This is a genomic window from Streptomyces sp. NPDC059037, assembly GCF_042740015.1.
Classification (GTDB): Bacteria; Actinomycetota; Actinomycetes; order Streptomycetales; family Streptomycetaceae; genus Streptomyces.
On the sequence record NZ_JBHYIG010000229.1, the window covers coordinates 1 to 16161 of the forward strand.

13 protein-coding genes and 3 pseudogenes are annotated in these 16161 nt (G+C 67.5%); 10 read left to right on the forward strand and 6 right to left on the reverse strand.

Annotated elements, in window-relative coordinates; translation table 11 throughout:
• Positions 1-271 precede the first annotated feature (271 nt).
• Complete coding sequence (locus ACFWY6_RS34020; RefSeq protein WP_384698804.1) at positions 272-985, reverse strand: DNA alkylation repair protein; 714 nt, start codon at positions 983-985, stop codon at positions 272-274.
• A gap of 49 nt (positions 986-1034) precedes the next feature.
• On the opposite strand from ACFWY6_RS34020, the gene ACFWY6_RS34025 reads away from it, so the two are divergent.
• Entirely contained in the window at positions 1035-1742 is a 708-nt protein-coding gene (locus ACFWY6_RS34025) for a TVP38/TMEM64 family protein (protein WP_384698807.1), read from the forward strand.
• 65 nt (positions 1743-1807) lie between these two features.
• On the opposite strand, the gene ACFWY6_RS34030 is transcribed toward ACFWY6_RS34025, so the two are convergent.
• On the reverse strand, positions 1808-2977 hold the full coding sequence (locus ACFWY6_RS34030) for a thiolase family protein (RefSeq protein ID WP_384698809.1): 1170 nt from the start codon (positions 2975-2977) through the stop codon (positions 1808-1810).
• Positions 2978-3121: 144 nt separating this feature from the next.
• Between ACFWY6_RS34030 and ACFWY6_RS34035 the strand changes: the two genes are divergently transcribed.
• The 4 genes and pseudogenes from ACFWY6_RS34035 to ACFWY6_RS34050 all read left to right on the forward strand — a co-directional run bounded on the left by ACFWY6_RS34035 (position 3122) and on the right by ACFWY6_RS34050 (position 6502).
• A complete protein-coding gene (locus ACFWY6_RS34035; protein ID WP_384698812.1) occupies positions 3122-3586 on the forward strand; it encodes a winged helix-turn-helix transcriptional regulator in 465 nt (154 codons plus the stop codon).
• 131 nt (positions 3587-3717) lie between these two features.
• Complete coding sequence (locus tag ACFWY6_RS34040; RefSeq protein ID WP_384698815.1) at positions 3718-4593, forward strand: undecaprenyl-diphosphate phosphatase; 876 nt, start codon at positions 3718-3720, stop codon at positions 4591-4593.
• Between the two features lie 801 nt (positions 4594-5394).
• Positions 5395-5835 carry a hypothetical protein gene (locus ACFWY6_RS34045; protein ID WP_384698817.1) on the forward strand — a complete coding sequence of 147 codons (441 nt, stop codon included), beginning with the start codon at positions 5395-5397 and terminating at the stop codon, positions 5833-5835.
• A gap of 5 nt (positions 5836-5840) precedes the next feature.
• A pseudogene (locus tag ACFWY6_RS34050) lies at positions 5841-6502 on the forward strand (nucleotidyl transferase AbiEii/AbiGii toxin family protein).
• A gap of 135 nt (positions 6503-6637) precedes the next feature.
• Here the strand turns inward: ACFWY6_RS34050 and ACFWY6_RS34055 are convergent.
• From ACFWY6_RS34055 to ACFWY6_RS34070, 4 genes are all read right to left on the reverse strand, one after another.
• On the reverse strand, positions 6638-10108 hold the full coding sequence (locus tag ACFWY6_RS34055; protein WP_384698820.1) for a type ISP restriction/modification enzyme: 3471 nt from the start codon (positions 10106-10108) through the stop codon (positions 6638-6640).
• 468 nt (positions 10109-10576) lie between these two features.
• Positions 10577-10969: a type II toxin-antitoxin system death-on-curing family toxin gene (locus ACFWY6_RS34060; protein ID WP_384698824.1), complete on the reverse strand. Its 393-nt coding sequence runs from the start codon at positions 10967-10969 to the stop codon at positions 10577-10579.
• Entirely contained in the window at positions 10966-11160 is a 195-nt protein-coding gene (locus ACFWY6_RS34065; RefSeq protein ID WP_147995503.1) for a ribbon-helix-helix protein, CopG family, read from the reverse strand. Before ACFWY6_RS34065 ends, ACFWY6_RS34060 begins: the two co-directional genes overlap by 4 nt.
• Before the next feature lie 573 nt (positions 11161-11733).
• Entirely contained in the window at positions 11734-12597 is an 864-nt protein-coding gene (locus ACFWY6_RS34070) for a TIGR02679 family protein (RefSeq protein WP_384698827.1), read from the reverse strand.
• Between ACFWY6_RS34070 and ACFWY6_RS34075 the strand changes: the two genes are divergently transcribed.
• The 5 genes and pseudogenes from ACFWY6_RS34075 to ACFWY6_RS34095 all read left to right on the forward strand — a co-directional run.
• The gene (locus tag ACFWY6_RS34075) at positions 12562-12885 is read left to right on the forward strand and encodes a hypothetical protein (protein WP_384698829.1); all 324 of its coding nucleotides are present in this window, start codon (positions 12562-12564) and stop codon (positions 12883-12885) included. The two genes, ACFWY6_RS34070 and ACFWY6_RS34075, sit on opposite strands and share 36 nt — an antisense overlap.
• Positions 12882-13496, forward strand: coding sequence for a hypothetical protein (locus ACFWY6_RS34080; RefSeq protein WP_384698831.1), 615 nt, complete (start codon positions 12882-12884; stop codon positions 13494-13496). Before ACFWY6_RS34075 ends, ACFWY6_RS34080 begins: the two co-directional genes overlap by 4 nt.
• Positions 13463-14044 carry an NUDIX hydrolase gene (locus ACFWY6_RS34085; RefSeq protein ID WP_384698835.1) on the forward strand — a complete coding sequence of 194 codons (582 nt, stop codon included), beginning with the start codon at positions 13463-13465 and terminating at the stop codon, positions 14042-14044. The genes ACFWY6_RS34080 and ACFWY6_RS34085 overlap by 34 nt, the downstream gene beginning before the upstream one ends.
• Before the next feature lie 1048 nt (positions 14045-15092).
• A pseudogene (locus ACFWY6_RS34090) lies at positions 15093-15584 on the forward strand (NUDIX hydrolase).
• 218 nt (positions 15585-15802) lie between these two features.
• Positions 15803-15934 (forward strand): annotated as a pseudogene (locus ACFWY6_RS34095) (undecaprenyl-diphosphatase); the annotation flags it as partial.
• Positions 15935-16161 lie beyond the last annotated feature (227 nt).

Here is a 16161-nt window from a genome sequence, read left to right on the forward strand (position 1 = left end):
TGGGCGCACGTCATCGGGTACGGGCGCGGGACGGGGACCCCGGGGCCGAACCGACCCTCCCCCTAGGGGGTCCGCCGGAGTGTCCGGGGAGGGTCAGCGTCGGGCGCCGTCGACGGGAAGTGCGGCGCCAAGGAAGACGGCAGCCTGCGCAGCGACCGCGACTGCGGTCGAAGCTGCGGGAAAGGCGTGCCGGAACATGTCGCAGATCATCGCCGACGGGCGGGGGCACGTCGAATGGTTTTCGCCGCACGGCAGTTGGCGTGCCCGCCGGTCAGAGGTTCTTCAGCGCCTCGCGCACCGAGAGCGGCGCCAGACGGCCGCGTTCCCTCTCGACGAAGTCGCGCACGGCGTCCGGGTCGGTCTTGGCGTACTCGCGCAGACACCAGCCGATGGCCTTGCGGATGAAGAAGTCGGGGTGCCCGCACTGGCGCAGGCAGTACGCGAAGAGGCGCTCGGTGTCGGTGGCGTCCTTGTGGCGGAGCTGATGGAGGAGGGCGGTGCGGGCCACCCACAGGTCGTCGTCCTCGATCCAGGCGTCCATCTCCGACCTGAGCTTCGGGTCGGCCGCGACCAGGCCGCCGACGACGTGCGCGGCGAGCAGGTCGACCGTGTCCCACCAGGAGACGGTGGTCACCAGATGACGGGCGACGGGCAGGAAGCCGGAGGAGAGGCGCCGCACGTGGCGGCGCAGATAGTCGACGGCGAAGTAGGCGTACTCGCGCTCCGGCAGCTCCCAGCAGCGCAGCGCGATGGCGGCGCAGTCCGACTCGTCGGGGTGCGGGGTCCCGGCGAGCACGGTGCGGGTCAGCTCGCGGCGCAGCGGCGTGGGCAGGCCCAGGAAGGGTGCGACGTCCTTCATGTACGCCTGTGCCTGCGCGGCCCGCCGCGGATCGGCCGCCTTCGGGTACGTCGCGGTGAGCCGCTCCATGACGGTGTCGGCCAGGCCGCTGCGCGGGACGGTGACGCCCGGGACTGTGACGCTCATGAGACGCACCCTACGGCGATCACACACATATGTCGGTTAGTCTCCCCGGATGCTCGACACCGCCGCTGCCGCCCGCCCGCAGGGCCTCGCCGTGCGCTGCGCGAGGGCTGTGCTCTCGCCGTGGTCGCGGCTGTCGTTGCTGGTGGTGCTGCTCGCGGCGGCCGGTGCGTGCGTGCTGGTCTTCGAGCCGCAGCGGCTGCTCTCCGACGGGTGGCCCCGGCAGCTGGGCGGTGCCGCCGCGGTGCTTGTGTTCGCTGCCGCGTACGGCCTGTGCACCGCGGCGTTCGTGCCGCGCCCCCTGCTCAATCTGGCGGCCGGCGCGCTGTTCGGCTCGCAGGCGGGGCTCGGGGCGGCGATCGCGGGGACGGTCATCGGCGCCGGGATCGCCTTCGGCCTCGGGCGCATGCTGGGGCAGGACGCGCTGCGCCCGCTGCTCCGCGGGCGCTGGCTGAACGCGGCGGACGGGCAGCTGAGCAGACACGGGTTCCGCTCGATGCTGGCGGTGCGGCTGTTCCCCGGGGTGCCGTTCGCGGCCGCCAACTACTGCGCGGCGGTGTCCCGCATGGGCTGGCTGCCGTTCCTGCTCGCCACGGCCCTGGGTTCGATCCCGAACACCGCCGCGTACGTCGTCGCAGGCGCCCGCGCCTCGACGCCCACGTCCCCCGCCTTCCTGATCGCGATGGGCTTCATCGCGGTGACGGGCCTGGCGGGCGCCTTGATCGCCTGGCGCAAGCGCCACCACCTGCGCGGCCGCTAGGGGCGCCCCGAAGGGGCGCGGGGAACTGCGCGCCCAGCCGAGACGCACCCGCAGACGAGAGGGTGCTACAACGCTTCAAGAATGGTGGCGTTGGCAAGGCCCCCGGCCTCGCACATGGTCTGCAGCCCAAAGCGCGCGCCGCGCACCCGCATGGCATGCACCAGGGTGGTCATGAGCCGCGTGCCACTCGCACCCAGGGGATGCCCCAACGAAATCGCGCCCCCGTGGACATTCACCTTCTCCGGGTCGACGCCAGTCTCCTGCAGCCAAGCCAGCACGACGCTCGCGAACGCCTCGTTGACCTCGAAGAGGTCGATGTCGTCGAGGCTCAGCGAGGCATTGCGCAGCACCTTCTCGGTGGCGGGCAGGACGCCGGTCAGCATGAGGAGCGGATCGGATCCGGTCACGGCGAAGCTGTGCAGCCGAGCCAACGGGCGCAGCCCAAGGCGTGCCGCGTTCTCGCTGGTGGTGATGAGGACGGCGGACGCCCCGTCATTGATCGGGCTGGTGTTGCCCGCCGTGACGGACCAGTCGATCTGCGGGAAGCGCTCACCAAAAACCGCGTCTTCGTAAGCCGGCTTCAGGCCGGCGAGGATCTCCGGAGTGGTGGCCGGGCGTACGGACTCGTCGCGGGTGACGCCCTCGATCGGGGCGACCTCCGCGTCGAAGAGGCCGTCGTCCCAGGCCCGCGCGGCACGCTGGTGCGACGTCGTCGCGAAGGCGTCCATCCGCTCACGCCCGATCGACCACTTGGCGGCGATGAGTTCGGCGCTGATGCCCTGCGGGACGAGCCCTTCGGGGAAGCGCTCGGCGACGCCGGGCCCGAAGGGGTCGGCGCCCGCGGGGACGTTCGACCACATCGGTACGCGGCTCATCGACTCCACACCGCAGGCGACGGCCATGTCGTACGCACCTGAGATGACGCCCTGAGCGGCGAAGTGCACGGCCTGCTGGGAGGAACCGCACTGACGGTCCACGGTGGTGGCGGGCACCGACTCCGGGAAGCCGGCGGACAGGACGGCGTACCGGGTGGTGTTCATGGCCTGCTCGGCGACCTGGTCGACGCAGCCGCCGATCACGTCGTCGATGCGGGCCGGGTCGACACCGCTGCGCTCCACGAGGCTGCGCAGGGTGTGGGCGAGGAGCTCGACCGGGTGGATGTGGGCGAGGGAGCCGTTGGGCTTGCCCTTGCCGACCGGGGTGCGTACGGCTTCGACGATGACGGCGTCACGCATGGTGCGGTCCTCCTAGGGCGCCGTGGAGGGGCACGGAACGCACTCCCCCAGGGCGATTACCAGTGAGTAGGAAATCTGAACTCACCATAGCCTTGTGAGTTGGAAATTCAAACCCTCTCCTTCGATCCCCCTAGACTGCCCGTCATGAAGGAAGCGCGCCCCTGCTCGATCGCCGACGCCCTCGCCCTCGTCGGCGAGAAGTACTCCCTGCTCGTCCTGCGCGAGGTCTGCCTCGGCAATGGACGCTTCGACCAGCTGGTGCGCAACATCGGCGCCCCGCGCGACGTCCTGGCCACGCGCCTGCGCCGCCTGGTGGACGCGGGCGTCCTGGAGAAGATCCCCTACAGCGAGCGCCCGCAGCGCTTCCAGTACCGCCCCACGCAGGCAGGCCTGGAACTCGAACCGGTCCTGATGACCCTGATGGCCTGGGGCGACCGCCACCTGCGCAAGGACGACGACCGCCCGATGGTCATCGAGCACGTCTGCGGCCACGAGATGCTCCCCGTCGTGACCTGCCACGCCTGCGGCGACCGGGTCCGCCACGACGACCTCACCGCGCACCCGCAGGCACCGGGCTGGACGACGAAGGGTCCGACGGAAGCCGCTTAACCAAGTGACGCTACGCTGCCCCACGGCGAGGGCTTGATCACCCCTCGCTCATGTACCGCCGCATCCCCCTTCACCTGACGCACGTGACCGCACCCGCAGCCCATGATCAGTACTTGGACGGCGCAGTTTCCATGTCTTGGCTTGAATCCTTCATCCTCGGGCTCGTCCAGGGACTGACCGAGTTCCTCCCGATCTCGTCCAGCGCGCATCTGCGGCTGACCGCGGCGTTCGCGGGCTGGCACGATCCGGGGGCCGCGTTCACCGCGATCACCCAGATCGGCACCGAGGCCGCCGTGCTGATCTACTTCCGCAAGGACATCGGCCGGATCATCACGGCGTGGTTCGGCTCCCTCTTCGGCAAGGTGCCGCGCTCCGACCACGACGCGCAGATGGGCTGGCTCGTGATCGTCGGCTCGATCCCGATCGGGGTGCTCGGCGTCACGTTCAAGGACCAGATCGAGGGCCCCTTCCGTGATCTGCGCCTGATCGCCACGACCCTCATCGTCATGGGCATCGTCCTCGGCATCGCCGACCGCCTCGCGGCCCGCGACGAGACCGGCGGCAAGCACCGCGCCGTGAAGGAACGCAAGAGCCTGAAGGAACTGGGCGTACGCGACGGCCTGATCTTCGGCGTCTGCCAGGCCATGGCCCTCATCCCCGGAGTCTCCCGCTCCGGCGCCACGATCAGCGGCGGCCTCCTGATGGGCTACACCCGCGAGGCCGCGGCCCGCTACTCGTTCCTGCTCGCCATCCCAGCCGTCCTGGCCTCCGGCGCCTTCGAGCTGAAGGACGCGGGCGAGGGCGGTCATGTGTCATGGGGCCCGACGATCTTCGCGACGGTCATCGCCTTCGTGGTGGGCTACGCGGTGATCGCGTGGTTCATGCGCTTCATTACCACCAAGAGCTTTATGCCCTTCGTGTACTACCGGATCCTGCTCGGCATCGTGCTGTTCGTGCTGGTGGGAGCCGGTGCGCTGAGCCCGCACGCGGGCGAATCCGGCGGCTGAACCAGGGCCGCACAGGTAGCGCTATCTAGCATTTCCTAGTGCCTGATTGCAGCACCACACCATGATCATCTCCCACTTTTCTCCCACTCATCTCCCACCGGGAGGCGGGATACGCCCTCTTAGGACGTGTGCGTCCGCAAAGCAAGGGATGACACGGAAGGGCCCGGGTCAGTCGAGGCTGAGGCGCGCCAGCAGGCCCTGGACACGGCGAGGGGGCGGTGGTGCGGGCCGATTCGGCTGGTGCCCGTCGTCCCCGATCGGCGATCGGTCTTTCCCCTCCACGATCCTTGCCACAGCAGCCTCCTCAAGGCCTGGGTTCTCCACTGCAGAAGCGGAGGCCCGCGATACACGAGGGCGCACATGCGCCTGTACGCCTGCTGCATACAACCCACCAGCACCTGGGTCGCTCGTCAGCCTGCGAGCGGGCGGCCCTGTGCTGCCCGCAGGCTGGCCAGACCGGAGATCCGTGTGCGAGCAAGTGGCAGTTCGTCTTCGCGGGCCGGGAGCGTGACGGGCATGGACCACACCGCTGGTCTGGGAGGCGATGCCGAGCGCGACCATCACCTCCGCAAGTCCCATGCCGTGGCCGGGACAGAGAGCCCTGCCAGTGGGTACGTCGGTGCAGCCTGCCTCCTTCCCGGCAACCAAGGCGCGGATCTGGGCCTTGGATGCCGTCCCGTGCAGCGGTAATCGCGGAGCCAACTCAGCCCTGTACCGCATTGCCCTCGTCCGCATGTCCATAGACGCCCGCGCCAACGAGTTTGCCGCGGCGGCGGACCGTTCCGACTTTCCTGCCGGTGGATGTCGGCCGGTGATCGGCCGCGTCCAGCTGCTCGGCGAGCGGGAAGCTGCCGCCATAATGGGAGACATACCCTCCACCCCGCACCCGCGTCGAAGAACCTCTCGGGCACGGACGCCGAGGACCTCGCGCTGTACCAGGAGAAGTTCCGGTGCCGTCTGCCGGAATCGCTGGACGAGATGCACGGCCCCACCCAGGGGGTCGTCGAGCTGCCGCTCCACATGGCCTGGTCCGGGATGACCTCGTACGACCTGGACAAGCCGCGCCAGCGCATGGGCCTGTACCGCACTCTCTTGCATGAGGGCCTGCACGACGACCTGCCCCGCTACCTCAACCAGGACCTGCTCCTCCAGTTGTGGCCGGTGCTGCGCACCCTCGTCGGCCGCACCGTGTGGGCGGACGCCTTCCCCCGGCTCGCCTCCCGCGCCCAAGCAGCCGCGTGACGGACATGCCGGAGCTGCACGCGCGGCTCTTGGCGGATGTGATCGCGCTCGGCTCGCCATATCCCCTGATCCTCACCGTGGATATGCCGTACGGGCGCACCGCCTCGTGAACCGCCCCAGCCAGGACCTTGATGTCGCCACTGAGAACCCGGCGCCCATGGCCGATATCGCCGCCACGCTCCGAGCCGGCCTGGAAGCCCGTGGCTGAAAGGTGCACGCTCTGGAGACCGCTCCGCTGTCCGCCCGCTTCACCGTGGCTGACCCAGCCACCGGGCAGGAGTGCGAAGTCGACATCCTCAAGGAGATCTTCTGGCGGCCGGTCGCCCAGAGCCCGTACGGGCCCGTCCTCGCGGAGGAGGACGTGATCGGGACCAAGGTCCGCGCCCTCGCCGACCGCGGAGCGCCCCGCGACCTGATCAACGTTTTCGCAGCCTCCCGCCGCAGGACCAGAGCTCGAGGAGTTCGGCCGCCGCCACGCCCGCGGCCGCTTCGAGCGCGAGGATCTGCAGTCGAACCTCACGGCGCCGAGTGGACCGACGACGAAGCCTTCGCCGCCTATGGACTCCGTGACGCCACCATCACCGCTCTGCGCACCTGGGCCGTAGATTGGGCCGACGACCTCGCGGCCCGTCTCCTCGAAGAGGCCCATGATCCGGATATCGACTGAGCGCGTCCGGAGGAGAGCACATCTGAAGGCGATCAGAGCAAGAGCCCGGAGATGCACACAAGATGATGTCGAGACAGCCCCTCCCTCAGACGGCGTTGTGACGACCCGCCCATGGCACCGAGTCAGGCAGCAACTCTACGGATCTTGTCGCTTCCTGCGAGGCGACTGCGCAGCGCCAGAATTCCTGCTCCTCCGTGACCGCGCCATCGGAGCGGTGGCCGACGAGCTCTTCTCTGCGGTGAGTGGCCTTACGGCGTGCGGCTCGCGCGCCTCGACTCCCTCGGTCCCAGGGATGGGGTCGGTCTGTATCGGTGCGGGAGCAGAACGACGGGCGGTTTCCGGGACGGGTAGGACGTTCCGACGCTGCAACTCGGCGACGCTGACCAGCGGTGACGTGAGAACACGGTCGAGCAGCTCATTCTGAGCCGACTGCAGCTCGACCAGATGCCACAGGACGGCCAGCACGTACTGGAGTTCCTCGCTCCAGGCAGGCTGCCACCGGTCGGGCCGGATGTGGTCCAGCTGACTGACGGCCCTGCGAGACGGCGGTCCCGTCCTGCGTTTCAACCAACCGTCGAGAACGTTCTGTCCGCTGACCTGGTAATCCCGCATATTTTGAGTCACCGACACGAAAACACCTTGGCCGAAGTGGAGTTCGAGACGGTCTGGATCGTAGACGAAGCTCTCGGGAAATTCGTCCCTGCCGACCTGTCTCCGGTACGTGATCGCCGGCTGTGCGGTCGCCCAGACTTCCTGGGGCCCGCCGGGCCTCCCTGCCACCGGGTCCACGAGCCTCTCTCCGAAGGTGGAGGCCCAGATCACCTTCCGCCCGATGTGCAGCGCCTCCGACCACAGGGCGGCGTCACCGGTGAGGGGTACGCGGACGCCAATGGTGGTGAGTTCGTCGTCAAAGCGGGAGCGGAAACCGGGGTGGGCCGTGATCGCGGCGATGTACGCGATCAAGTCCTCGGCGGAGACAGCCAGACCGCCGAAGGAGTTACGAAGGTGCTGGAGAAGGCCAGGGGTCGCATTGGGGGTGCCGTCCTTCTGCAGGAAGGGGATCACCCTGCCCCCACCCCAGCCGGCGAAGTGATGCATATCCGGCATCAGCGCGGTGAACAGGGTGGCGGGGCCGTCACCGAACCGTTCGGAGTGCAGTTCCACCATGTGTATCTGGCCCTCGGCCCGGTTCTCCCACAGCTCCGGCGAGCATCTGTCGAGCACCCTGTTGTCCGGAATGACCCACTGCCGATCGAACGGGCGGAAGGCCACAGGCACCGGTTCCGGACACTCGGGACCTGCCTCCAGCATCGACCGCCTTCGCTGTGCCGAGCCCGGGAGCGGCTTGACCGGCCGATCGACGGTACGGCCGCCCTTGGCCTCCCTGAACAGGGCGCGCTTCTCGGCAATGTCCGTCTCGGCGGTCAATCTCCGCCACCGGGAGCGCAGCGTGTCGGGGTCCGAGGAGTAGACCCACGTCCGCTTGGGCAAGATGCCGGGTACTGTCCATGGCAGCAGATCATCCAATGCGGGATACGTATCCCATGCTCCAAGTGCAGCGGGCGTGAACGGGGCGTGGGCGTCCTGACGCACCGGACGCCACTGGTCGCTGTCCGGCCCGAGAGCCTCGAGCTGAGCGTACTTCTCCTCACGAGTGCTGCCGTCCAGGGCGACGTACCTGATGTGGGCAGGTTCGGTGTCGGCCCTGCTGCGGACGAACACGGCGATCGTCAGTTGCTGCTGAACGCCCTCAAAGAGGCGTGTTCGCAACGGTGGCTGGATACCCTCCGGGCTGAGGTCGATGATCCAGCCCTCCGAACAGGTCTCACGCAGGTACTTCCTCATTCCCCGGAAACCAGGCCCGCTGAGGAAGCCTGCGGTACTGATGAAGGCGACGATTCCGCGGTCCGACTCGGAACGATGCTGTTCGAAGACCTTGAAGGTGGCCCAGCGCCAGAAGTAGACGTACAAGTTCTTGAGCTTGTTCTCGTGCACTCCGTTTCTGCCACCGAGGCGGAAGGCACCGAGCAGAGGTTCCTTGTCATCCCCCTCTCGGCCTTTCTCCACCCACCCGCCCTCCCCCTCGGCTCTCTCCCTGTCCGGCGGGTTGCTGATCATGACGGTGACCTTCTGCTCACGCTTGATCCAGTCCGCCTTGCGAGTGTTCTCGACCAGAGGATCGCCATCGGGCAGGAACGTGAAGAGCGTTGCCCTCTCATAAGGGTCTGCGAGGGTGTCGGCGAGATGGAGTCGCAGATCGCCGAGCTGAGTGTCGGTGACTTGCTTGCGGAGGGTCTGGGTGATCCTCATCTGGGCGACCGCATAGGCGGCCATCTGACGCTCGAAGCCGATCAGCCGGCCCGCCAGCTGTTCCACCGCTTCGCCGCGGAAGCCTTCCCCGCGGCGGGAGCGTTCTTCGGCGACCCTGTCGATAATCTCGCTGAGGAACGTGCCGGTGCCCATGGCGGGGTCGACAATCGTCACCTGCTCGTCCGCGAAGCCCTCCACGCAACCCAGGCGGGTGCGCAGGACGGCGTCGGTGAAGCGGACCATCTCCTTCACCAGACGGGGCGGGGTGTAGTACGTGCCGGAGCGTTTACGCAGCTCGCGGTCGTATTCCTGGAGGAAATCCTCGTAAAGATGAACGTGGGCGTCAGGCGTCCGGGCTCGGATCGCCTCCCAGTCGACGGCGTCGATGACCTGCACGAGCGTGTCGATGCGGCGGGCGAACTCGGCGTCCACCGTCTCCGTCAGCAACTGCAGGGCTCGCCCCATCACCGTGTTCTCGGCCTTCAACTCACTTGCAACGTCAACGAAGTTACGGTCGGCGAGCGGTACGTTCTCGATACGGGCCAGCAGCAGGGCGAAGGCGATCGTCTGGGTGTAACGGTCGGCGAAGAGGTGGTCGGGGTCTTGTCCATCGGTTGAGGGGAAGAGCACCTTGCTCCAGTGGTGCGCCAAGGCGGTGAAAGGCTTGAGGGCCCGCATCCGGCTGCGAGGACCGTCTGGCGTTCTGCGTTCGAGGGCGAGCTGCTCCAGCACCTCCTCTCGCAGGTACTGGCACAGCGGAGCGATAGACGACACCAACTGGCCGACGGTGGTGATGCGTTGGGGCTGCCACCCGAGAAATTCCCGCAGCAGATCCCGAAACGCCGCTCCGTCGGCTTCGCTGGTACGCAACCGACTGCCGGACCGGTACAGATCACCTTCGAGCCGAACCGTGCAGAGAGGCCGCAAGCCGCCTCGGTACAGGCACCAGGTGTGACCATTGCTGTACAGCACGTTGGGCAGCCGACGCATCAGCTCCCACTGCTCCCGGTCCCGCTTCGTGAAGCCGTCGGGCGTGACGTCGTGCCCAGGCGCCTTCAGTTCCAGGAAGCCGGTGATGCGCCCCGATGTCTCCACGGCGTAGTCCGGACGCACACGGGCCTCGGGCAAGGGATACTCGGGATGAAGGCGAGGACTCAGCCTCCAGCGCGCCCCGAATGTCTCCACCAGCTTCGCCACCGGCAGGCTGATGGACGCCTCCGTGTCGCTGACCCGCAGACGCTCCCTGCACTCGGATCCAAAGTCCGCCACGAGAGCCCGTATCCACTCCTCCGGCATCTTGTCCCCCTCCAAGCTGTGGACGCGGACGGTGGATCACCGCAGACACAGCTTGTTGGAGGCGAAAGGACCGGCTCAGTGCGCACAGGGGGCGCGTGAGGGGCACAGACGGCGCGTTCCGTGACCGCTGGGAAAACAGGGGCGAATGTTGGTCGAGAAGAGACTGCCATGGCCGACGTGGACCTTGCCCGCAGCCTCAGGCGGGAAGGCGCTCTCATTCGAGAGGGGGCGGCGAGTCCGCTCGCCCTAGGTGGTTCACACACCGTGAATCGCTGCGTGCCGGAATGCCGGAGGGAGTCCAGCACGCAAAGAAATGACGTCCCAGTCCCTATAGGTGCCTGCCGCCATACGAACCAACCCGCTGAACGGACGGGTGCCACAAGACGGGACCAGCCTGCCCTGCGGACTGCCAGGAGTCAGCACCGCTCACGGAACCTCGTTCCGCCCCGGACCTCACGACGCCGAACGTCAGGAAACGGGGAACCAGGCCGACAGTCGCTTGGCAATGACCGGTACATCGATGTTGTCCTGCGCCACTTCCTCGACGAAGGGGCCGGCGATGGAGACAGGCGGCGGGACGGTACTGGCGCTGACACCGTTAAGCCGCAGGAAGACACGCATGGCGAGCCAGGCGGTGCGCTTGTTGCCGTCGATCAGCGCGTGATTGCGGGCAACCGAGTGCAGCAGTGCCGCCGCCTTCTCGTGCAGCGTGGGATACAGCTCGGCCCCGAACACGTTGGTCCGGGGCCGTTCGATCGCTGACACCAAAAGTCCCATGTCACGCACGCTGTACTCGGTACCGTTGACCGTGCGAGCGATGGCCAGGATCTCGTCGATCTGGATGTATCGCACTTCAGTCACTTCAGGTAGTCCAGGATCTCCGCATCGCTGTCCATGAGCTCGGCCAGGACATCATCGACCTTCAGCTCGGCCCGATTCTGGGCGTCACGGATGGCCTCGATAGCAAGTTCCTGCTTGCTGCGACGCTCCCGACGAGCACGCTCGGTGAGCTTCGCGTCAAGGTCGTCGGGGAGTCGGAGTGTCATCGCCATACAGCGATGATACCGGACTGGTATCTAGGTGGCGAGGTGATAGCAGCCACTCGAGATCTCGGACCACGACGCCATCCTCTGTGGCCCGGTCGGGCTGCGCTCTCGGTTCCAAGACGCGTGCGACCGAGGTGGCAGCTCGCGCCGCCGCTGGGGACATGCAGGGACACTCGAGCCGGAGCCCTTGCCCCGTGCCGCCCGGACCGGTCCGCGCGGCCCCGGCCGGAGAGGTCCGTGAGGTTGAGACTTCCGATTCGAGCGTCATCCGAGCGTCAAAATTTTGCATTCCGCATCGCCACGTCGCCCGTGAGACCCGCGCCAGCCCTCGAAGCTGCAGCTCAGACCGTTCTGCACAAGCGACCTCAGCCGACGTATTCCGCGAGCGAAAACAAGTCGAATCGACCACCTGGAAATACAAAGCAGCAGGTCAGGCGCCCTTCTCAGCACGCTCAAAATTAGCCACGCACTCCACGTGCGAGGTCATCGGCAAGATGTCACGCGAAACGGCAGTCGGCATAGCCGCAGGTCAGCACCGGTATACGGCTCCTCTGAGCGCCCCTTCGGCCGCTTGGAGCGTCACGAACAGCCATCGGGGTGCTCCTGGCGAGCCGCAGCAGCGAGATCTTCCAACAGCACATCGGCTACCAGCTCTTCGACCACGGCGATGTCGTGCTCCGCCATGGCTTCAGCCAACTCGGGATCCCACGGTGCTCCGGTGATGCGCCCCGGTCGAGGACCGTGGGCGTTGCGGACGATCGCGGATCGGTAGTCTGCCGCCGTCATGCGCCAGGGGCGCGCCCCTGTTTTCTCCATGACGTATGCGGCAATGCGGATGCCTTCGCCATCGAAGTCACCGTGGTAACGGAGAGCAGCGCCCTGGTCCGCGAGTAGGCGCAGGAGCTGGATGGCTGCGCTGTTGGGCCAGCCGGACGTGCAGACAAGCGGTGGGCAGTTGGAGCCGAAGCGACGGAGGGCGAGGGCCAAGATACTGGGGTTCTCCACTACGTGGACGACGAGTGGGGCAGGGGTGGCGGGCAGGGTGAGCTCGCCCGGGCTCCTGACGTGGGCGAGGGTCAGGCTGGCGGCCTGGCCGGCCTCGGTGCACAGGCGGGCCATACGGGCGAGAAGGCCGTCGCCGACAGGGCGCAGTCCGCCGGCGATGACGGTGGCGGACAGCTCGTCGTCGGCGACGCCAGCACGGGACCACAGGGCGCGCCGCTCCGCTGCGGACTGCGGCGGTGCAATGTCGTACAGAGTTGCCAGGGCACGCAGGACGAGGGTGGAGACAGGTGTGCCGTCGTCGAGAGCGTGCGCGGCGATCTCGGGCCGTTGGACCCCTTCGCCACAGTGGACACCGACCGCTGGCAGGGACTGACCTGGGATCCGCTGCGCAACGCCGTCGACGTGGCGCTGGCGCACAACTCCGACCTGCTGCGGCATGAACTGCCGGTCTCCTGGCGGCTGCCGGAGATGGCAGCCCCTCTCGTACAGAGGGCGTTCTATCCCTTCCACTCCTTCATCTCCGGTACCGAGGCGGCTGACCGCGTCCTCACCTACGGCACTGCACCTCACCGTGCAACACCGTCGGACGCCGTCCTCGCCTGCGCGGCCGGGTCGGGCTGGGGTCTGCGGGAGCTTCCCGCTCGGCACACTCTCGACGATGACCCCGAGGTGGCCGAAGCCCTGGCAGAAACTGCGGCCCGATTGCTGGAGCGAGGGCGCTGGTGAACGGAGAGCCGCTCACCGAGTCCCGCATCGCGATCGGCGCCGCCCGCACGATCCAGGCGGACTCAGTACGGTCGCGACTGGAGAAGCGGGGTCTCACGGGCATCACCGTGGACACCGCCAACCGTCTCCAGGGCCGCGAGTTCGACGTCACACTGGTCTGGCACCCGCTCTCCGGCCGTCAGGATGTATCCGCCTTCCACCTGGAGACCGGTCGCCTGTGCGTCCTGCTCTCCCGCCACCGCTTCGCCTGCATCGTCGTGGCCCGCGCCGGCATCACCGACCTCCTGTACCGACATTCCCGCAGCAGCCCGGGTCTACCTCGACGTACCACCAAAGTTCCCGGACGGGTGGCAGGCGCACCAAGTGGTCATGGACTACCTGGAGAAACTAGCTCGTCCATAACTGTATGCCGCCCTTCAGCTCGCCCTGTACGTAGGGCGCAGCGCGCATCCGACGCACGCCAGTGGACAGGCCGAGTTGTCTACGCTGCAAAGGTCAGCGGGACCTCCAGACGCGCCCAAGCTGCCAGCACTGCCTTGTGCGCGTCCGGCTGCAGGTGTAATGGTCGGCTCGGGTATTGGAACTCTCCGAATACCCGGCCGTGGACATGATCGACAGCGGTGTTCGACGCTGGCAGGCTGGCCTAATGCGGATACCCAGACGAGCAGCCAGAGTCGCAGTCCTGGACCCGGCGGGGTCGGTCTTCATGCTCCGGTATGACAACGAGGAAGTCGGCGTCCACTGGGCGATGCCCGGCGGCGGGCTGGATCCGGGGGAATCGCCACTGCAGGCCGCTGAGCGCGAGGTGCGCGAGGAGACCGGATGGACCGACATCGAGATCGACGGCACCCTGCTGTGTCTATGGGAACACGACTTCACCAGGGCAGGGGTGCCGGTTCGCCAACACGAGCACATCTTCCTCGCGCATGGTCCCCGCCGGGACCCCGTCGGCGACCTTGCTGCTTCGCATGCCGCAGACAAGATCCTGCGGTGGCGATGGTGGTCGCCAGCTGATCTGTCCGGTGATTGTGAGCCGTTGTGGCCGCCGCAGCTGCCCGAAATACTCGCCGATGTACGGAAAGACGGTGCACCGGCGACGCCCGTCGACCTTGGTTTCGTCCGGAACGGGTTCGTCGGCGGGAGCTGTTCCGGCGGCTGACCTCGGCCGCGTCAGCACCCCAGTCTCCGGCGGCGGCTCGCTGCCATTTGACGACGGCGACGGTGATGTCGATGCCGAGGGTGCGGGCGAGGATCGCGGCGGGCAGTTCGGTGGCGAGCTGGAACAGGGCGGTCGAGCGGGTCTCGGCGAGCCCGATGCCGAATTTGCGGAGTCGTTCGCCCATGGCCCAGACGCTGATCGGGCGGCCGGGCTGGCCGCCGGGGAAGAGCCAGGGTGAGTCTGTCCGGGGGAGGACGGCATGGCTGCGGTGAACCGCGACCTGGTGGGGAGCAACAGCAGGCTGGCGAGTCGGTCTTCGGACTTGAGGGTATCGTCGTGAAGCAGACGGCGGGCGGTGGCCCAGCGGGCCTCGTCGTCCATCGCCTGGGAGGGGCCGTCACCCTGCCGGGGCCCGGAACTCTATGGACCACCGCCAGCGTCCTCGATCGGTGGCTCACGTACCTCCGCGAGGACTGGCAGCACGGGCATCAGCTCCCAGGGCAGGGCGACCTCGACTACCAGCCCAGCGACCACCAGCCCTACCTCTATGGACCCAGCCTCTATGCCGACATCAGCGCCGGACTAACCGCTGCCTTCCACCACGGCCACGAACAGGGCTTCTCTGCCTCGACCCACCTGTACGCGACGGGACTGCGGGTGATCTCCCTATCCAACAACGCCGAAATCGCGGCCGCCCAACAACATCATCGCGGCCATCGTGCCGGGCCTCGGAGAGCGTCCAGAGCGGGATATAGGGGGGCGCCCTCCGTCAGGCATCGCCCCTGAGGCAAAAGCCCAAGGATGCAGTCCGTACCCAACAAGCCCACCGCGACCAGAGCCCACACCTCGAGCTCGGTACGTTCACCTGCGACCAGGCCCCCGGCAGCCTGCGGCTCACGCGCAGCACTGACGCCCTCCAGAGTTGGCGCCGAGGCACCCGGGACGCAACGCCAACCCTCTCCCCCACCTCAAGAGGGTTGACAGCACGGGCTGGTTCGAGAACTACGCTCAGAGCTTCGAAGCCATCTGGGCCGCCCCGCTGCCCTGGATTCCCGACCAGGAGGGACCGCCGCACACGGGCAGGACTGAGTACTACAACGACCCCGCCGCGCCGAAGGCGAACACCCTCCTCCCCGCCAGCAACCTGCTCGTAGTCGACGACAGCGGCGCCATTCTTCTCCAGCGCCGCCGCGACACCGGCCAGTGGGCCCTACCCGGAGGCGACCAGGACATCGGCGAGACGGCTGCCCAATGCGCGCTACGTGAGTGCCTGGAGGATCGGCATCGTCGCCGAGATCACCGGCCCCCTCGGGATCTACACCAACCCCCACCACATCGTCGCTTACGCCGACGGCGAGATCCGCCAGCAGTACGAGAACACCTACATCGGCCGCCCGGTCGGCGGTGAGCCCACAATCAACGACGAGGCTGACGGCGTCCGCTTCATCCTTCCCGCCGACCTCGATCAGTACGACATTCACGCCAGCATCGCCAGCAGATCGGCGACTACCTCGGCGGCACCTACCCCTACATCGGGTGAGCCTCGAACACCGCCTCCACCCGCTCCACAGCCGTCTCTACTCGCACGTTCCCCTGACCATGGAGCAGGCGATCGCCAATTTGCTGCAAACCAGGTGGCTGCGCTTCGTGGCCGACGGGGGAGAGCACTGGAAAGTGCCATCTCCCACTGCTCTCCCATTCAATCTTGAAGAGTGGTCGAAACAGCAGGTCAGAGCCGCTCAGAGCCTCGACTTGAACTGGTTCATGAAGTTCATCACGACGAAGTCCTTCATGCCGTTCGTCTACTACCGCATCCTGCTCGGCATCCTCCTGTTCATCCTCGTCGGCGCCGGCACGCTCAGCCCGCACGCGGGGGAATCGGCCGGGTGAGGCAGGGCCACACAGGTAGCGCTATCTAGCATTTCCTAGCGCCTGATTGCAGCACCACGCCATGATCATCTCCCACTTGTCTCCCACTCATCTCCCACCGGGGAGCCGGGATACGCCCCACTAGGACGCGTGCGTCCGCAAAGTAGGGGATGACACGGGAGGGGGGGCGCCGCCCGCCCCCGGGGGCGCCCCCCCCCCCAGGGGGGGGGGGGGGCCCGCGGGTGGGG